Origin of the sequence: Phytobacter sp. RSE-02, from assembly GCF_040578655.1 — a bacterium.
GTDB lineage: Bacteria > Pseudomonadota > Gammaproteobacteria > Enterobacterales > Enterobacteriaceae > Phytobacter > Phytobacter diazotrophicus.
Window position 1 is genome coordinate 15,515 of sequence record NZ_JBEULY010000014.1, and the last position, 16,615, is coordinate 32,129.

The 16,615-nt window shown below is 54.9% G+C and carries 11 protein-coding genes and 3 tRNA genes; 7 read left to right on the top strand and 7 right to left on the bottom strand.

Going from position 1 to position 16,615, the window contains the following annotated elements; all coding sequences use genetic code 11:
• Window positions 1–242: 242 nt before the first annotated feature.
• Window positions 243–473 carry a YgdI/YgdR family lipoprotein gene (locus ABU190_RS22205; protein WP_039077092.1) on the bottom strand — a complete coding sequence of 77 codons (231 nt, stop codon included), beginning with the start codon at window positions 471–473 and terminating at the stop codon, window positions 243–245.
• A gap of 193 nt (window positions 474–666) precedes the next feature.
• Between ABU190_RS22205 and csdA the strand changes: the two genes are divergently transcribed.
• Both csdA and csdE read left to right on the top strand, forming a co-directional pair.
• Window positions 667–1,872 carry a cysteine desulfurase CsdA gene (csdA, locus tag ABU190_RS22210; RefSeq protein WP_354692421.1) on the top strand — a complete coding sequence of 402 codons (1,206 nt, stop codon included), beginning with the start codon at window positions 667–669 and terminating at the stop codon, window positions 1,870–1,872.
• Window positions 1,872–2,321 carry a cysteine desulfurase sulfur acceptor subunit CsdE gene (gene csdE / locus ABU190_RS22215; RefSeq protein ID WP_354692422.1) on the top strand — a complete coding sequence of 150 codons (450 nt, stop codon included), beginning with the start codon at window positions 1,872–1,874 and terminating at the stop codon, window positions 2,319–2,321. The genes csdA and csdE overlap by 1 nt, the downstream gene beginning before the upstream one ends.
• Here csdE and tcdA read toward each other — a convergent pair.
• Window positions 2,306–3,118, bottom strand: coding sequence for a tRNA cyclic N6-threonylcarbamoyladenosine(37) synthase TcdA (gene tcdA / locus ABU190_RS22220; protein WP_071194398.1), 813 nt, complete (start codon window positions 3,116–3,118; stop codon window positions 2,306–2,308). The genes csdE and tcdA overlap by 16 nt on opposite strands.
• A 67-nt stretch (window positions 3,119–3,185) precedes the next feature.
• On the opposite strand from tcdA, the gene ABU190_RS22225 reads away from it, so the two are divergent.
• Window positions 3,186–3,317, top strand: a complete 132-nt coding sequence (locus ABU190_RS22225) for a hypothetical protein (protein WP_354692423.1) — start codon at window positions 3,186–3,188, stop codon at window positions 3,315–3,317.
• 10 nt (window positions 3,318–3,327) lie between these two features.
• Here ABU190_RS22225 and mltA read toward each other — a convergent pair whose 3' ends face one another.
• Window positions 3,328–4,425, bottom strand: coding sequence for a murein transglycosylase A (gene mltA, locus ABU190_RS22230; protein ID WP_296414707.1), 1,098 nt, complete (start codon window positions 4,423–4,425; stop codon window positions 3,328–3,330).
• Between the two features lie 204 nt (window positions 4,426–4,629).
• On the opposite strand from mltA, the gene ABU190_RS22235 reads away from it, so the two are divergent.
• The 3 genes from ABU190_RS22235 to ABU190_RS22245 all read left to right on the top strand — a co-directional run bounded on the left by ABU190_RS22235 (window position 4,630) and on the right by ABU190_RS22245 (window position 4,949).
• Window positions 4,630–4,706: transfer RNA gene (locus ABU190_RS22235), tRNA-Met, on the top strand.
• A gap of 45 nt (window positions 4,707–4,751) precedes the next feature.
• Window positions 4,752–4,828: transfer RNA gene (locus ABU190_RS22240), tRNA-Met, on the top strand.
• Between the two features lie 44 nt (window positions 4,829–4,872).
• Window positions 4,873–4,949: transfer RNA gene (locus ABU190_RS22245), tRNA-Met, on the top strand.
• Between the two features lie 415 nt (window positions 4,950–5,364).
• Here ABU190_RS22245 and amiC read toward each other — a convergent pair.
• Entirely contained in the window at window positions 5,365–6,618 is a 1,254-nt protein-coding gene (gene amiC / locus ABU190_RS22250; protein ID WP_072039691.1) for an N-acetylmuramoyl-L-alanine amidase AmiC, read from the bottom strand.
• A 226-nt stretch (window positions 6,619–6,844) separates the two neighbouring features.
• Between amiC and argA the strand changes: the two genes are divergently transcribed.
• Window positions 6,845–8,176: an amino-acid N-acetyltransferase gene (argA, locus tag ABU190_RS22255; protein ID WP_039077099.1), complete on the top strand. Its 1,332-nt coding sequence runs from the start codon at window positions 6,845–6,847 to the stop codon at window positions 8,174–8,176.
• 38 nt (window positions 8,177–8,214) lie between these two features.
• Here the strand turns inward: argA and recD are convergent, their stop codons facing one another.
• From recD to ptrA, 3 genes are read right to left on the bottom strand one after another with little or no spacing between them, the layout of a single operon-like run.
• Entirely contained in the window at window positions 8,215–10,047 is a 1,833-nt protein-coding gene (gene recD / locus ABU190_RS22260; protein ID WP_354692424.1) for an exodeoxyribonuclease V subunit alpha, read from the bottom strand.
• Entirely contained in the window at window positions 10,044–13,589 is a 3,546-nt protein-coding gene (gene recB, locus ABU190_RS22265; protein WP_354692425.1) for an exodeoxyribonuclease V subunit beta, read from the bottom strand. Before recB ends, recD begins: the two co-directional genes overlap by 4 nt.
• Complete coding sequence (gene ptrA / locus ABU190_RS22270; protein ID WP_354692426.1) at window positions 13,582–16,470, bottom strand: pitrilysin; 2,889 nt, start codon at window positions 16,468–16,470, stop codon at window positions 13,582–13,584. The genes recB and ptrA overlap by 8 nt, the downstream gene beginning before the upstream one ends.
• Window positions 16,471–16,615: the final 145 nt, after the last annotated feature.

A 16,615-nucleotide genomic window follows, 5' to 3' on the forward strand; every position in this document is an offset into this window, starting at 1 on the left:
CAAATACCTATAGTGGCGGCACTTCCTGAGCCGGAACGAGAAGCTTTTTTTGGAATGCGTGTTCTGAAGGGCTTTTGGCTTACGGTTGTGATGTTGTGTTGTTGTGTTTGCAATTGGTCTGAAATTCAGGCCACGGTAGCGAGACTACCCTTTTTCACTTCCTGTACATTTACCCTGTCTGTCCATAGTGATTAATGTAGCACCGCAAGATTGCGGTGCTTTTTTTTGCCCGAAAAACGGCGTTATTTCTTCTCCAGCGCAACCATCTCTTTCACATCGCTACGGTTGATTTGCTGTTCGTTGCCGTTGGCATCTTTATACGAAATCATACCGGTTTGATCGTCAGTTTTCGGTTTCCCGTCGGAGACAATCGTACGCCCGTCATTGGTATGTAAGGCGTAGTTAGGACCGGAACAGGCGCTCAGTGCAAAAGTAAACAAACAGGCAGAAATAATTGCAGCAGTCTTTTTCATCTTCTTTCTCCTCATAGCAATTAATGCTAAATAAACCTCAATAACTGACAGGCTTAAACATCCATCTAACAGTAATTAGCATAACCTGCTTACAGAAGGTTGCCTGGACAAACAGACAATTCCGATGGTTATCAACCTCCTTGCTCCGGGGATAAATTTGCGCGACGATCAACAGATTGATACGAGGAATACCATGAACGCTTTCAACCCGGCGCAGTTTCGCGCCCAGTTTCCCGCGCTCGCCGATGCCGGTATTTATCTGGACAGCGCCGCCACAGCGTTAAAACCGCAGGCGGTCATCGATGCAACGCAGCAATTTTATAGCCTGAGCGCCGGTAACGTTCACCGCAGCCAATTTGCCGAAGCGCAAAAACTGACAGCGCGTTACGAATCTGCCCGCGATCAGGTAGCGACGCTGCTCAATGCCCCGTCGGGTAAGAACATCGTCTGGACGCGTGGCACCACCGAAGCCATCAATATGGTGGCGCAAAGCTACGCACGTCCTCGCCTGAATGCCGGGGATGAAATCATCGTCAGCGAAGCCGAGCACCATGCCAACCTGGTACCGTGGCTGATGGTCGCAGAACAGACCGGCGCACGCGTGATTAAGCTGCCGTTGGGAGTGGATAACCTGCCGGATATCAGTCAATTACCACAGCTTATTACTCCACGCAGCCGCATTCTTGCTTTGGGACAGATGTCGAACGTCACCGGCGGGTGTCCGAACCTGGAGCAGGCTATCGCCATTGCGCATGAGGCAGGCATGGTCGTGATGGTGGATGGCGCACAGGGGGTCGTGCATTTCCCGGCAGACGTTCAGCGCCTGGACATCGACTTTTATGCCTTTTCCGGCCATAAGCTGTATGGCCCAACGGGCATCGGCGTGCTGTACGGTAAATCGCATCTGCTGGAGGCCATGTCACCGTGGTTAGGCGGCGGCAAAATGATCACCGAGGTGACATTTGACGGTTTTCAGACGCAGCCTGTGCCGTACAAACTTGAGGCGGGTACGCCAAACGTGGCCGGGGTGATTGGCCTCGGCGCGGCGCTGGAGTGGCTTAACGGTGTCGATATCGCCCAGGCGGAAAGCTACAGCCGTGGCCTGGCGACGCTTGCCGAAGACGCGCTCGCAAAACGGGCGGGCTTTCGCTCTTTCCGCTGCCAGGATTCCAGCCTGCTGGCCTTCGATTTTGAAGGTGTACACCACAGCGATATGGTTACTCTGTTGGCGGGTTATGGCATTGCCCTGCGGGCCGGGCAACATTGCGCACAACCGCTGCTGGCGGCGCTTGGGGTAAAAGGGACGCTTCGCGCCTCTTTTGCACCCTATAATACCCAACATGATGTGGACGCGCTGGTTGACGCCGTTGACCGCGCCTTAGATTTACTGGTGGATTGATGATTAATGCCGCATTTGCCGGGCATCCCTTTGGCCATTCCATTACCGAAGAGACGCTACGCCAGACCTTTCTTCCTCTTAAACAGTGGGAAGATAAATACCGTCAGTTAATTTTGCTGGGCAAACAGTTCCCCTCGCTTTCCGACGAACTGAAAGCGCAGGCGCGAGAAATCGCAGGCTGTGAAAACCGCGTCTGGCTGGGGTGTACAGCCGCAGAAAACGGCACGCTGCACTTTTTTGGCGACAGCGAGGGGCGAATCGTTCGCGGTATGCTGGCCGTGCTGCTGACGGCCATCGAAGGCAAGTTGCCACAGGTCTTGCTGGCAGGCGATCCGCTGGCACTCTTTGACGAACTGGGATTGCGTGCGGAGCTCAGTGCTTCACGTAATCAGGGGCTGGCGGCCCTGGCGACCGCCGTGCAGGATGCCGCACGTCAGGCGCTTGCCTGACGCTCCGCTTTTGCCATCATTTTTTTCAGTGCATGGGACACCGCCACAAAACCAAAGGTGGCGGTCACCATGGTCGCGGCGCCAAAACCTGACGCACAATCCATCCGTTTTGGCCCTTCTGCCGTGCTTTTCATCGCGCACACGGAGCCATCTGCCTGCGGGTAAACCAGCGCTTCGGTGGAAAAAACACAATCCACGCCCAGTTTGCCTTTGCTGTTTTTGACCACGCCAAAATCGCTTTTGAGGCGCTCACGCAGTTTTGCCGCCAGCGGATCCTGAATGGTTTTTGCCAGATCGGCCACCTGGATTTGCGTCGGATCGATCTGTCCGCCTGCACCGCCTGTGGTCACCAACGGGATTTTATTGCGGCGGCACCAGGCGATCAGCGCCGCTTTCGGGCGCACGCTGTCGATGGCGTCAATCACGTAGCTGTAACCGGCCGCCATGTACTGAGCGACGTTATCGGCCGTCACGAAATCGTCAATCACGGTGACGCGACACTCCGGGTTAATCAGCGAAATACGCTGCGCCATCACTTCCGCTTTTGCCAGACCAACGTTGTCACGCAGGGCGTGAATCTGCCGGTTGGTATTGGTCACGCAGACATCATCCATATCGATCAATGTAATAGCGCCAATTCCTGTTCGCGCCAGCGCTTCGGCAACCCATGAACCGACTCCGCCGATGCCAACGACGCAGATATGCGAATCGGCAAACAGTTGTAGCGCTTTTTCACCGTATAAACGCGCCGTGCCGCCAAAACGCTGGCGCCAGGCATCGCTGATTACCACAGACATAAGACCTCAGATGTAAAAAGGGTGAGGTTTATCCCTCACCCATGATGTTGCTGACAACCCTGGAGCGATGAAGTTAGGGGAACTCCCGGCGGCGCTTCGCTTACCGGGGCTACCAGACCGTAGCCCGGGTCAGGCGCTTGTGCCGCCATCCGGGGCAACGCCACGCCATAAATCCGTTATTCTTGAAAACCAATTTTAGCGTATCACACTCAACCGCTAAAGACGTTACCCGTCCCCGGCGCGGTTTTCAGCACCCACACGCGACCATAATGGTTGTACCACCCGGCACGGTGACCGGCATCCGGGCCAATCCCCTGATAGATATCGAAGTGCTGCCCTTTAATGGCGCCGCCAACATCCAGCGCCACCATCAGCCGTAACTCATACTGACCGGTAAATTTGCCATTCGCATCAAGCAGCGGCACTTCTGCCAACAGCGTGGTGCCCGCCGGGATAATACTGCGATCAGATGCTACAGATGCGCGGCCAATCAGCGGTACCGCACTAGCCCCTTTCACCGGTGCGTAGGATTGCGGTTTAAAGAAGACAAATGACGGGTTTTCTTCCAGTAAGGCACGCACTTCCGCTTCACTGTGGGTTTCACCCCAGTGGCGGATTGCCTGCATCGACATGTCTTCTTTTTTATACTCGCCCCGGTCGATCAGCACTTTACCGATACTGCGATAGGGATGACCATTTTTGCCAGCATAGCTAAAGAAGTTCAGCGGGCTACCGTCGCCAAAATCAATATAGCCGCTCCCCTGAACGTCCATGATGAAGTTATCCATCAGCGAATTGCTATAGGCCAGCACGTAGCTGTCGCTCAATGCGCCCGCGTAAATCTCGGCGCGGGAAGGCAGACGCCCACGTTTGGGCGGCATGCGATAAATCGGATACTGGAACTCGCCCTGGCGGGTATGGCGCGCCTGCACAACCGGCGTGTAATAACCGGTGAACTGGACGTTACCGTAGTTATCCGCCCCTTCCATCTGCCAGGCATCAATACCGTACTGACGCATCATGCGGGTATCGCCTCCGGCACGCAGCCACTGCTGTACCGCGTTATAAACGTTGCTCTGTCCTGAATAGAGGCGCGGAGAAGCGCTGCGGATTTGATTTACCTGCTCGGCAAAGTCGCCCGCGTTAATCGGCGCGCCAGTCGCATCAGGCTGGTTTACCAGAGAGAAAGGCTGGGAGAATTTCCCGTCCTTATATTGTTGACCGCGATCGGTCGGCTTTGAAGTACAGGCGGCGAGAAGTGCTGCCATTGCGCCTGCGAGTAGATATTTTGCCCAACGTCCTTTCATTTCTCTCATCTTCTGGTTAATCCGGAGCGTGATGAAGATAACAAACCGCCCCTGCGAATGAAATGCGATTGCGCAACCTGCCGCAAATGCAGTACAAAAAACACCCTTATCGTACTGTTTTTATACAAATGTCGCGCTAATAAGCTATTCCGTTAAAAAAGGGTTGCATCAAAATGTTAGCGGAGTATAGTGCGCATCCACGGACGCGGGGTGGAGCAGCCTGGTAGCTCGTCGGGCTCATAACCCGAAGGTCGTCGGTTCAAATCCGGCCCCCGCAACCAATTAAAATCAGAAGTAAATTTACTCGATGGAAGAGTAAACGCGGACGCGGGGTGGAGCAGCCTGGTAGCTCGTCGGGCTCATAACCCGAAGGTCGTCGGTTCAAATCCGGCCCCCGCAACCAATTACAATCTGATGCAAGTTTACTCGATAAAGAGTAAAGACGGACGCGGGGTGGAGCAGCCTGGTAGCTCGTCGGGCTCATAACCCGAAGGTCGTCGGTTCAAATCCGGCCCCCGCAACCAACATATTATTAAGCACCCTCAAGGGTGTTTTTTTGTTTTTATTCTTCACCCTTCAGGCTGTGCCATTGTTGGCTACCCTCATTCACCCCAGTCACGTACCTTTGTACGCTCCCGGGGATTCATTCCGTTGCCGCCTCGGCACAACCTGAATGTTTCGAATAAAAATCCTGATTTCACCCTTCACGCTGTGCCATTGTTGGCTGCCCTCATTCACCCCAGTCACGTACCTTTGTACGCTCCCGGGGATTCATTCCGTTGCCGCCTCGGCACAACCTGAATGTTTCGAATAAAAATCCTGATTTCACCCTTCACGCTGTGCCATTGTTGGCTGCCCTCATTCACCCCAGTCACGTACCCTTGTACGCTCCCGGGGATTCACTCCGTTGCCGCCTCGAATAAAATCCTGGCTAAAACACTAGCCTCTTCTTGCCAGCGTTGCACCATCGGCAAAGTACGCCTTAATCCCTGCAAGAATCGACTCCGCCACCTCTTGCTGGAATTTCGCCGTCTTAAGTTTACGCTCTTCTTCCACGTTACTGATAAACGCCGTTTCGACCAGAATCGACGGAATATCCGGTGCTTTCAGTACCGCGAACCCGGCCTGCTCGACACTGTTTTTATGCAGGTTGTTAACATTGCCCAGCTTGTTGAGCACCGCTTTGCCAAATTTCAGGCTGTCGTTAATGGTTAATGACTGCACCATATCGAACATCGTATGGTCGAGATAACGATCCCCACTCTTGCTAACCCCACCGATTAAGTCGGAGGCATTCTGCGTTTCCGCAAGGTATTTCGCCGCCGTACTGGTCGCCCCTTTGGTTGATAGGGCAAAGACCGACGAACCGCTCGGCTGGCGGCTGCTAAAGGCGTCCGCATGAATGGAAACAAACAGGTCGGCGCGCTGCTTTTGCGCTTTGGCGACACGCACTTTCAAGGGGATAAACACATCCTCATTGCGCGTCATGTAGGCTTTCATATTGCCTTCCTGCTCAATCAACGCGCGCAGGCGACGGGCGATTTGCAGCACCACATCTTTTTCGCGGGTCCGGTATTTCCCGATGGCACCCGGATCCTCACCGCCATGGCCAGGATCCAGCATAATAACGATCGGCCGATCCCGCCCCGCTTTGCCCGGCTGTGGCCCGCTTTGCGCAGGCGGCACCTGTTTTTCCAGGTCGCCCTGGTTGTACTCTTCCAGAAGCGCGAGCAGCGGATCCTGAACATCTTTCGCATTCGCCGGATAAAGATCCATTACCAGACGTTCTTTAAACCCTGCCACCGGCGCAAGGGCGAAGAGCTGCGGTTTAATATCCTGCTTAAGCTCAAACACCATACGCACCGTTTTTGGATCGAACTGCCCAACGCGCGCAGATTTGATAAAAGGATCATCGCCGCGAATTTGACTCCCCATCCCTTTCAAAACGGAGTTCAGGTTAACGTCTTCAATATCAACAACCAGCCGATCCGGATTGCTGAGCGCAAACTGGCGATATTTCAGCACACGGTTAGACTCAACGGTCACGCGAGTATAGGTCGACGCAGGCCAGACGCGCACCGCCACCACCTGACTGACGGCGGCAAGACCGACCTGACTCACGCTCAATAACCACATAGCGCCCGCCCCTTGTAACAATCGGCGGCGGCTCAGCCTTGATTGACTTCCCGACATGCTTCTCCCGAGCAAAAAAGATGAAATACTAAGTAAACGTCAGATTTGACCGAAAACTTTAACGAATGACGCATAAACTGTCATCTATAAAAGGGTAAACATACACAATCCATGCAATGGCACGCAGGAATTATTCTTTGTTTAAGGCGAATTTATGGCTTGCACCCAGCGCCATAAAAGAATAAAAATACACAATTTACGAATAATCATGCAGTGAGGGTTGGCCGTGGTAAAGGAACGCAGAACCGAACTGGTACAGGGATTTCGCCATTCTGTTCCCTATATTAATACCCATCGGGGAAAAACGTTTGTCATTATGTTGGGTGGCGAAGCCATTGAACATGAAAACTTTTCCAGCATTGTCAGTGACATAGGCTTACTCCACAGCCTCGGTATTCGCCTGGTGGTGGTGTATGGCGCACGTCCGCAGATTGATGCCAATCTTGCTGCGCATAATCACGAACCGGTGTATCACAAACATACCCGTGTGACAGATGCCAAAACGCTTGAACTGGTGAAACAGGCCGCCGGTCTGCTGCAACTGGATATTACCGCTCGCCTCTCCATGAGTCTGAACAATACGCCATTGCAGGGCGCGCACATTAACGTGGTGAGCGGCAACTTCATCATCGCCCAACCGCTGGGCGTGGACGATGGCGTTGACTATTGCCATAGCGGACGTATCCGTCGTATCGATGAAGAAGCCATCCACCGTCAGTTAGACAGCGGCGCTATCGTGTTGCTCGGCCCCGTTGCGGTGTCTGTCACTGGCGAAAGCTTTAACCTCACCTCGGAAGAGATTGCGACACAACTGGCCATCAAACTGAAAGCTGAAAAGATGATTGGCTTTTGTTCATCGCAGGGCGTCTACAACGAAGATGGGCAGATTGTCTCCGAGATGTTCCCGAACGAAGCCCAGTCGCGGGTCGAATCGCTGGAAGAGCAAGGCGATTACCACTCCGGAACAGTACGTTTCCTGCGTGGCGCGATGAAAGCCTGCCGCAGTGGCGTTCGCCGCAGCCACCTGATCAGTTATCAGGAAGATGGCGCCTTATTGCAGGAGCTATTCTCTCGCGACGGTATCGGTACGCAGATTGTGATGGAGAGCGCGGAACAGATTCGTCGTGCCACCATTAACGATATCGGCGGCATTCTTGAGCTGATTCGTCCACTGGAGCAGCAAGGTATCCTGGTGCGTCGTTCGCGCGAACAACTGGAGATGGAGATCGATAAATTCACCATCATTCAGCGCGATAACCTGACCATCGCCTGTGCGGCGCTCTATCCGTTCCAGGAAGAAAAAATCGGCGAAATGGCCTGCGTAGCGGTACATCCGGACTATCGCAGTTCATCGCGCGGCGAGGTGTTGCTTGAGCGCATTGCGGCCCAGGCGAGACAGATGGGTCTGAGCAAACTCTTTGTCCTCACCACCCGCAGCATCCACTGGTTCCAGGAACGTGGCTTTACCCCGGTGGATATCGATTCCCTGCCGGAAAGTAAAAAAGAGATGTACAACTATCAGCGGCGTTCAAAAGTGCTGATGGCAGATTTGGGCTAAGTTCCCCATAGCCCTCACCGCCGGGTGAGGGCTATGTTCTACAGCGTTTCAAAAATGGCATTCAGTCCGCTTCGCCGTTCGGTACGCGTGGCAATGGCCTGCGCCAGTATGCGTTCATCGGCATACAGCGACAGCCGTTTTTTCGCACGGGTAATCGCGGTATAAACCAACTCTCTTGTTACCACCGGCACAATCTGGCCTGGCAAAATCAGTGCCGCATGATCAAACTCCGAACCCTGCGATTTATGCACCGTCATCGCCCAGGCGGTATCATGTTCCGGTAAACGACTGGGCTGCACCGATTTCAGACTACCGTCAGGTAACGGGAACCAGACACGAATGCCCTGCCCCTGATCGAGCGCAATCCCAATATCGCCGTTAAACAACCCCAGCGAGGCGTCATTACGCGTGATCATGACCGGCCTGCCGTGATACCAGCGCGCATGCGCCGGGCGGGTAATCCGTCGCTGCCGGACCAGCGCCTGCTCAATACGATCGTTCAGCCCACTCACGCCAAATGGCCCTTCACGCAATGCACACAGCAACTGGTATTCACCAAAAGCGGCGAGGACCTCTTGCGGCTGCGCGCCATCGCGTACCAGCCCAAGAAAATGACCATAGCCTGCCAGCGCATCATCAATCATGCTCTGATAGTCTTCTGCGCTTTGCAGGTGCTTGTTTTCGATATCGCTAAAGCCCTGGCTCAGCACCGCGCTTGCCGCCGTTTTATCACCACGGTTAACCGCCGCCGCCAGTTGCCCGATACCCGAATCACTGCCGAAGCGGTAACTTTTTTGCAGCAGGCACAGGCTGTCACGTAGCGCACTGGCCGAAGTGCCTTCTCCTGCGGGTACGGTTGTTCCTGTTATCCGCGAGAGTTGCGCGGCACGCTCTGGCGTAAACCCTTTATTGACCCAGGCGCAAATGTCTCCGAGCACCGCCCCGGCCTCCACGGACGCCAACTGGTCTCGGTCTCCGAGGAATATCACCCGGGCATGTTGCGGCAGCGCATCAATCAGCCGCGACATCATCGGCAGGTCAATCATTGAAGCTTCATCCACCACCAGTACATCCAGATGCAGTGGATTGCCAGCGTGATAACGCAGCCTTTGGCTACCGGGCAGCGCCCCCAGAAGACGATGCAGGGTACTGGCTTCATCAGGCAGCGTCGCCTTTTGTTTGTCAGTCAACGGCAACTGGCGAAGCGCCGCTCCCAAAGATTCCGTCAGGCGAGCGGCTGCTTTTCCGGTTGGTGCGGCAAGACAAATGCGACAGCGTGCGCCATCAGCCATTTGCACCAGCGCGGCAAGCAGCTTCGCCACCGTCGTGGTTTTCCCGGTGCCAGGGCCGCCCGAGATCACCGATACGCGGCGGGTAAGCGCAACCGCCGCTGCCACCTTCTGCCAGTTAATGTCATCCGAAGGCTGAAACAGGTCATCCAGCGCCTGCCGCAGACGGTTTTCATCTACCTCCAACGGTTGATTAACTTTGGCAAAAAAGGCGGCAATACTGCATTCGTTACACCACATACGGTTCAGATACAGTCGCTCACCCACGAGGATCATCGGCGTTGCCACCTCTCCCTCACTCACCGCAGACGAGGCCAGTAACGTTTTTCGCCAGTCCGCCGGATAACCGGCTTCTTCATAAAGAGAGGCCAGTAGCGGATGCGCTCTGGCGGGCAGGTTTTCCGGCGCTAAACGGGAAAGGGGCAAGCAGACATGCCCTTCTCCGGCATCAAAGCTCAGCATTGCCGCTGCCAGCATTACCGCCGGTTCATCATCGCTGGCCACGGTCAGGGCGAATTGCACGTCCAGCGGACGCAAGATTTTTAGCTCTACGGCGTGTTGCAGTAACGTACGCAGTCTCATTGCGCCACCTCCAGCGTTTCCCCGGCAAACAGGGCATCCATCTGGCTTATCAGTGCCGCGTCAGGCCGGGTGGTAAAGATCCCCTGCTGCGAATTATCGGCCTCGACGCCACGCAGGAACAGGTAAATAACACCACCAAAGTGGCGCTCATAATCGTACCCGGCGATGCGGTGGCGCAGGTAACGATGAAGGGCAAGTGTATAAAGCTGATATTGCAAATCGTAACGGTGAGATTGCATGGCGGCAGCCATTGCCTCGCGGGTATAGGCTTCGGCGGATTCTCCCAGCCAGTTCGATTTATAATCCAACAGGTAGTAACGCCCTTCGTGGCGGAATACCAGGTCAATAAACCCTTTTAGCATACCGCGCACCTCGCGAAAATCCAGCGGCGGACAGCCGGCCGACAACGGATCGTACTGGCGTATCAGCGCATCGAGCGCCCCGGCGCGCAGGTTTTGTGCAATCGGGATATAAAACTCCATCTCTACCTGCTTTTCCTTTGCCGTTAACTGATGCAACGACGCCCCCGTATCGGCCAGGGGAACGTGAAGGATCGTGTCAATCCATTCGCTGATGACCGGCTGCCAGTGCTCTTCAAAACCGCCGCGCTGGAGTTTCTCTGCCACCCAGGCTGGGGCAATCGGCTGGGTGAAATCCAGATCTTCAAACAGGCTGTGTAAAAACGTCCCCGGCGAGGCACCACGTGGGAACTGATGCGGCGTCAGCATTGGCTCAGCCAGCAGATCTCGCTCCCCGGCGGCATCAAGGTCCAGACGCGGCAATAAATCCTGCGCAATGCCATGCGCATGCTGTTGCAGCCCGGAATAACTGGTCACGCGCCAGTCATCACGCACGGTCCGCGTCATCTGGCGGGCCGTTAACGCCTGCACCACGTCTTGCGGTGCCTGCCAGCGAACGTTGTCCGGCACATCGGGCACACAAAGGGCGATATTATCGTTACACAGCGCCTCGACGCAGGCACGAAGCCCCTGCGCATCGCGAGGTTGTCCCTGCTGAATAAGCCGCCCCAATGCGTTGAGATGGAAATCGCTGTCACCCGTTTTCTCGCCGCGACGACGAGAAATAGGGGCAATCCCCAGACTGCAATGCCAGACCGAGCGCGTCAGCGCCACATACAGCAGACGCAGATCTTCCGCCAGGCGTTCCGTCTCCGCCAGTTCAATGCTCTCCTCGGCTTTGCTGAGGTCCAGCACTGGCGCAAACGACGTGCGGTCATGGTAAAACGCCTGATCCTGAACGCGGAAATTGGCGATAAAAGGCAGCCAGACCAGCGGGTATTCCAGCCCTTTCGATTTATGGATGGTGACGATTTTCACCAGATGTTTGTCGCTTTCCAGACGCAACTGTTCACTCGACGAATTCGCATCCGGTTCGGCGATATGCTGTGCCAGCCAACGCACCAGCGCATGTTCGCTCTCTACCTGTGTGCCTGCTTCCTGCAGTAATTCACTCAGGTGCAAAATGTCCGTCAGACGGCGTTCGCCACCCGGCGTCGCCAGCAGGTTTTCCGCCACGTGGCGCGCACTCATCAATGCACGCAGCATTGGCATAACGCCGCGCTTAAGCCACATGTCCCGCCAGCCAGCAAACTCTTCTACTATCGCATCCCAGGCGGCTTCGTCCTGGTTAAGCGTTTCGATATCCAGCGCACTCAAACCGAGCATGGAGGTCGCCAGTGCGCTACGTAACGTGTTTTCACGTTCCGGCGCCAGCACCGCCTGTAATAGCCAGAGCAGCTCCTGGGCCTCCGGGGTATCAAACACGCTGTCACGGTTAGAAAGATAAACCGAGGGGATATTAAGAAGACCCAACGCATCGCGAATCAGTGACGCTTCATGGCGGCTACGAATCAGCACGGTAATATCAGAAGCTTTCACAGGGCGAGTCGTTTTTCCCTCATGCAGCAACGCCTCCCCCTTCTGCCCGGCTATCAGCCAGTCGCGGATTTGCGTCGCGCAGAGTTCAGCCATAAAGGTTTGATAATCCCCGACGCCGACACCCTCGCTTTTCATCAGCCACATCGCCATTGCTGGCTGTTTTTCTCCTTTTATCGTAAACCGCAGCGACTGGTTCTTCGCCGCTGATTTCACTGGCTGGAAAGGAATTTGCCGAAACATAAAGGCGTTGTCGGTCTGGCTGAAAAGCTGATTAACACTCTCCACCATTCCCGGCGCGGAACGCCAGTTGGTATCGAGCGTATAGCGGGCGTTTACTTCATCGCGCGCTTTCATGTAGGTAAAAATATCGGCCCCGCGAAACGCGTAAATAGCCTGTTTCGGATCGCCTATCAGAAGTAGCCCGCTTTCCGGCTGGTGGTGCCAGATTCGACGGAAAATACGATACTGCTGGGGGTCGGTATCCTGAAATTCATCAATCATGGCGACCGGGAAACGGGTGCGGATCGCCGTTGCCAGCGCCTCGCCACTCGCGCTTTGCAAAGCGCTGTCCAGCCGACTCAACATGTCGTCAAAACCGAGTTCGCCACGGCGACGCTTTTCTCTGGCCACCGCTTCACGGATCTCGCGCATCGCGCTGGTTAACATCAAATCATTGAGCGTCAGCGGTGCATTCAGTAAGGTTTCAATCGCCTCGAAAACCGCATGTTCCGGTACCACACCGCCCTCTTTGGTCCGCTCACGCAGGAACGATTGCGCAAACTTTTCCAGCGCTTCCGGTAACTGGTAACTACAGGTCGTCTCATTGGCCCAGGCGCTGATCTTCTCGATCCAGCGGGCCTGGTTGGTACGATTGAATTTTTGCCGCATGATCCCGGAGCCTTCAATTAGCGGCCCCAGTTCGTCCACGGACGCAACCCACTGCTGCTTAACGCTATCGATCTGCTCAATGATTTTCTGATGGCGACTCTCCAGCGTTTCATCCGCTGGCGGTGCGGCTTTGATTTGCGGCGCTTCACCCTGCAAATAGCGGTCGATGGCTTTGAGCAAATCATGAGGGCCTTTCCACGACTCGTGAACCACCTGCGCCAGATCACGCGGCAAGGGGTAACAGTGGCGACGCCAGAAGTCTGCGCAGGCCTGGTAGCGCAGCAGTGACTCGTCTTCGATCAGTTGCTGTTCAAACAGCATGCCGGATTCAAAGGCGTTGAGGCTAAGCATGCGCTGGCAAAAGCCGTGGATAGTAAAGACGGACGCTTCATCCATCTGCCGTTCAGCGAGCATTAGCCACTGCGCGGCCTGTTGCTTATCGGTGATCTCGCGCAACAGGCTGGCATATAACGGGTTGTCGGTTGTTTCGCGCAAACAGGCGATGCGAAGTTCATGGATATTGCTGCGAATGCGACCGCGAAGTTCTTCGGTGGCGGCCTCGGTAAAGGTCACCACCAACAGCTCTTCGACGTTTAAAGGGCGTGGAAAGGCGGCATTGCCGCCTAAACCAAGCAGCAGCCGCAGGTAAAGTGCGGCGATGGTGAAGGTCTTACCGGTGCCCGCAGAGGCTTCAATCAGGCGCTCGCCGGTCAGCGGCAAGCGGAGTGGATCAAGGGTCTCAGCGGTTTCACTCATTTTTCTCGCTCATCAGGGGTAAAGATTGCTGCAACGCGCTGACGCTGTCCCAGACTTTCCACCCTTCGGGCTGCGCGTACTCCGCTTTCCCACTTTGGCTTCCGGAAATCTGTGACAATACCGCCATGCCCTGCGGCTCAACCACCGCCTGATGGAAGAAATCGGCAAGTTTCTGCGGCGTCAGCAGTTTTATCTGAGCCACTACTTTATCACGTGAATCGAAGCGCATATTGCCCCGATCAAAATCTTTACTGAGTTTTGAGGCTTCTTCACCCAGAGTCTGCGGCGCCTGCTGGATTTGCGCGATAACCCCTTGTTGGATTTGCGCAAATTCTTCCGGCTTCATGGCACGCAGCTTCGCTTCCGCAGTTGGGAAGAAGGCCTTATAACGCTCCCACAACCAGGCAGGCTGCTTGCTGTTGCTCTGTAATAAGAACCCCATCCCCCACTGACGGCCAATGCTCATTGGGAAGGCGAACACCGCATAACCAAGCTGCTCTTCGGTACGCAATTGGTTATAAAACCACGGCTGGATGATCTGCCCGAGCATTGCGCTATAAGCCGAGCTGGTGTACTCATCGAACCCTGACGGAACAAACACGGCGGCCAACGCGGAATCGGTGCTGTTGCCTGCTTTTTCGAATATCACCGATTGCGGTTTGTCGATCAGTACCTCTTTGTTGCGGCACCATTCGCTGCCTTTCGCGCTCAATTGCTCCTGAACGCCGTGCGCCAGGTCTTTAGCCTGCTGGTCGGTAAGGTTCCCCACCACCAGAAATTCAGGACGCGCATTGGTTTTCAGTGCATCACGATAAGCAAGAATGTCATCCAGTGTAATTGACGGCAGCAGCGCACGACGGTCTTCTCGCTGGAAGTAAGGCACCTGAGAGAGCATCTGGACGGGCATGATAGCCTGATCAAATGCTTTGCCTTTATCCGCGGAGTCCATCATTTGCGCATACCAGGATTTCGCCTGTTCAAGTTGCTCTGCAGTCGGCGTATAGCTGAAATATCCCGCCAGCAACGCCTGGAACAACTGTGGCAAACGCTGGGTATACCCGTTGGCGTTGAGCATCAGGCCATTATTGGCATTGGTCGAGAAACTGATGCCGCCTGCCGCCGCCTGATTACTTAACTGGTCCAGCGCGATCCCCGCCAGATAGTCGTTCAGGGCGAACATTACCTGGTTTTTCGCGCTATCCATCGCTTTTGGATTACGCAGCACCACGCTCACATCCGCTTTCGGTTCGTTCGCGAAATAGCGGCTCGGCATGTAGACCACCCGCAGGTTTGGCTCGTCAACGATCAGCTCCGGATTGGTGTACCCTTTCGCCGGTTTGATCAGCGTAAAGTCATCCGGAATATACGGATTAAGTTCGGGAGTTTTCAGCGTAATTTCGGCCGACTGCTGCTGCCACTGTGCAAACAGTTGCGGGGTGATTTTATTCACCTGATACGGCGCGTCGACAAAATATGCTGTTTTGTCATGTGGCTCAGTAGGGCTGATATACCAGATACGGGCATTTTGCGGCGTCATTTCATCCAGACGAGCCTGCACGGCTTTGGCGTCGTACTGGTCGGCAATATTTACCGAATCCAGCGTATGCGCCACCGGCACGCGGATCATGGTGTCCGCCAGCCATTCCACGTATCCCATATCACGCGTAATCGACGGATAGCGAAAATCGAGATCCAGAATGTGCGCCAGTTCGTCAAAATAGCGCTTATCCACACCCTTATCGCGCAGCATGGTGAGATAGCTAAAAATAGCCGCCACTACCTTATCACGGTTGGCCTGGCCTTTATCCGTCAGGGTGGCAGAGATAGCCAGCACACCGCTATTTCCGTTCACGACCGGATCGGAATCTGCCCGGATACCTTCTGCCAGCCCCTGTTTTTGCAGCCAGTCAGAAAGCGTTCCCGGGCTACGGTTGCCGATAAGATAGGTGATCAGCTCATCCGTTTTGCTACGAAATTGCGCGGTGTTGTTATCAATGCGAAATTCAACGCGCAGCACCTTGCGCGGCACCGCCGGAACGTAGTGAATAATGATGCCCTTTTGCGCATCGGTAATTACCGGTACATCGATAGTTGGACGTTCAATGTTTTTATTCGGCACCCGGCCAAAGGTATCAACCGCAATTTTCGCCAGCTCCGGCAAAGGACGATTACTGTAAATCACCGCTTTCATCAGATTGGCAGAATAGTATTTTTCGTGAAACGCGAGCAGCGCTTCGTGCACCGGACTACCGGGCTTATCACTCAGCGTTTCGAGGTTACCACCAGAGAAGCGTGCGCCAGGGTGCGCCGGGTTGATGGTCTCCGCGCTCACCTGCGCCATACGCATCCCGTCACGGGTACGCGCCATGGTCAACTCTGCATTGACAGCGTTACGCTCGCGATCGGCATATTTTTTCTCAAGCAACGGTGCGGCAATCGCATCAGCCAGTCGGTCAACGGCCCCTTCCAGCGCGTTGTTTTCCACTTCCAGATAAAACGCGGTGCGATAGGGCGCGGTGCTGGCGTTATGGCTACCACCGTGCATTTTCAGAAATTCGGAGAGGCTATCCGGCTGCGGGTATTTTTTCGAGCCCATCAGAGACATATGCTCAAGATAATGGGCAAGGCCGGGATGCGCGGCAGGGTCTTCAAGGGAACCTACCGGGACGACAAGTGCAGAAAGGGATTTTACCGCCTGGGAATCGGAAACCAGCAGTACTACCATGCCGTTGTCGAGACGAATCGCCTGATACTGGCGGGTATCTTTATCGCTCTTACGGATAGTTTCTTGTATCGGCTGCCAACCATTATCTGCCTGACTGTACGACGCCCAGAGGGCAAAGAACACAACGAAAGCTTTTAACCAGGTGCTGCGGGGCATTCACGAACCTCATCATTAACAATCCCCTCGCTTTCCAGCCTTGCTGAAACGTTCGGGGCAAAACGTGCGTCGGCAGCATGCCGAACTCTTGGTATATCAGTCCGTGACCCGTCGCGCATAATAAAGGATGGCTCTTATTTGCGCA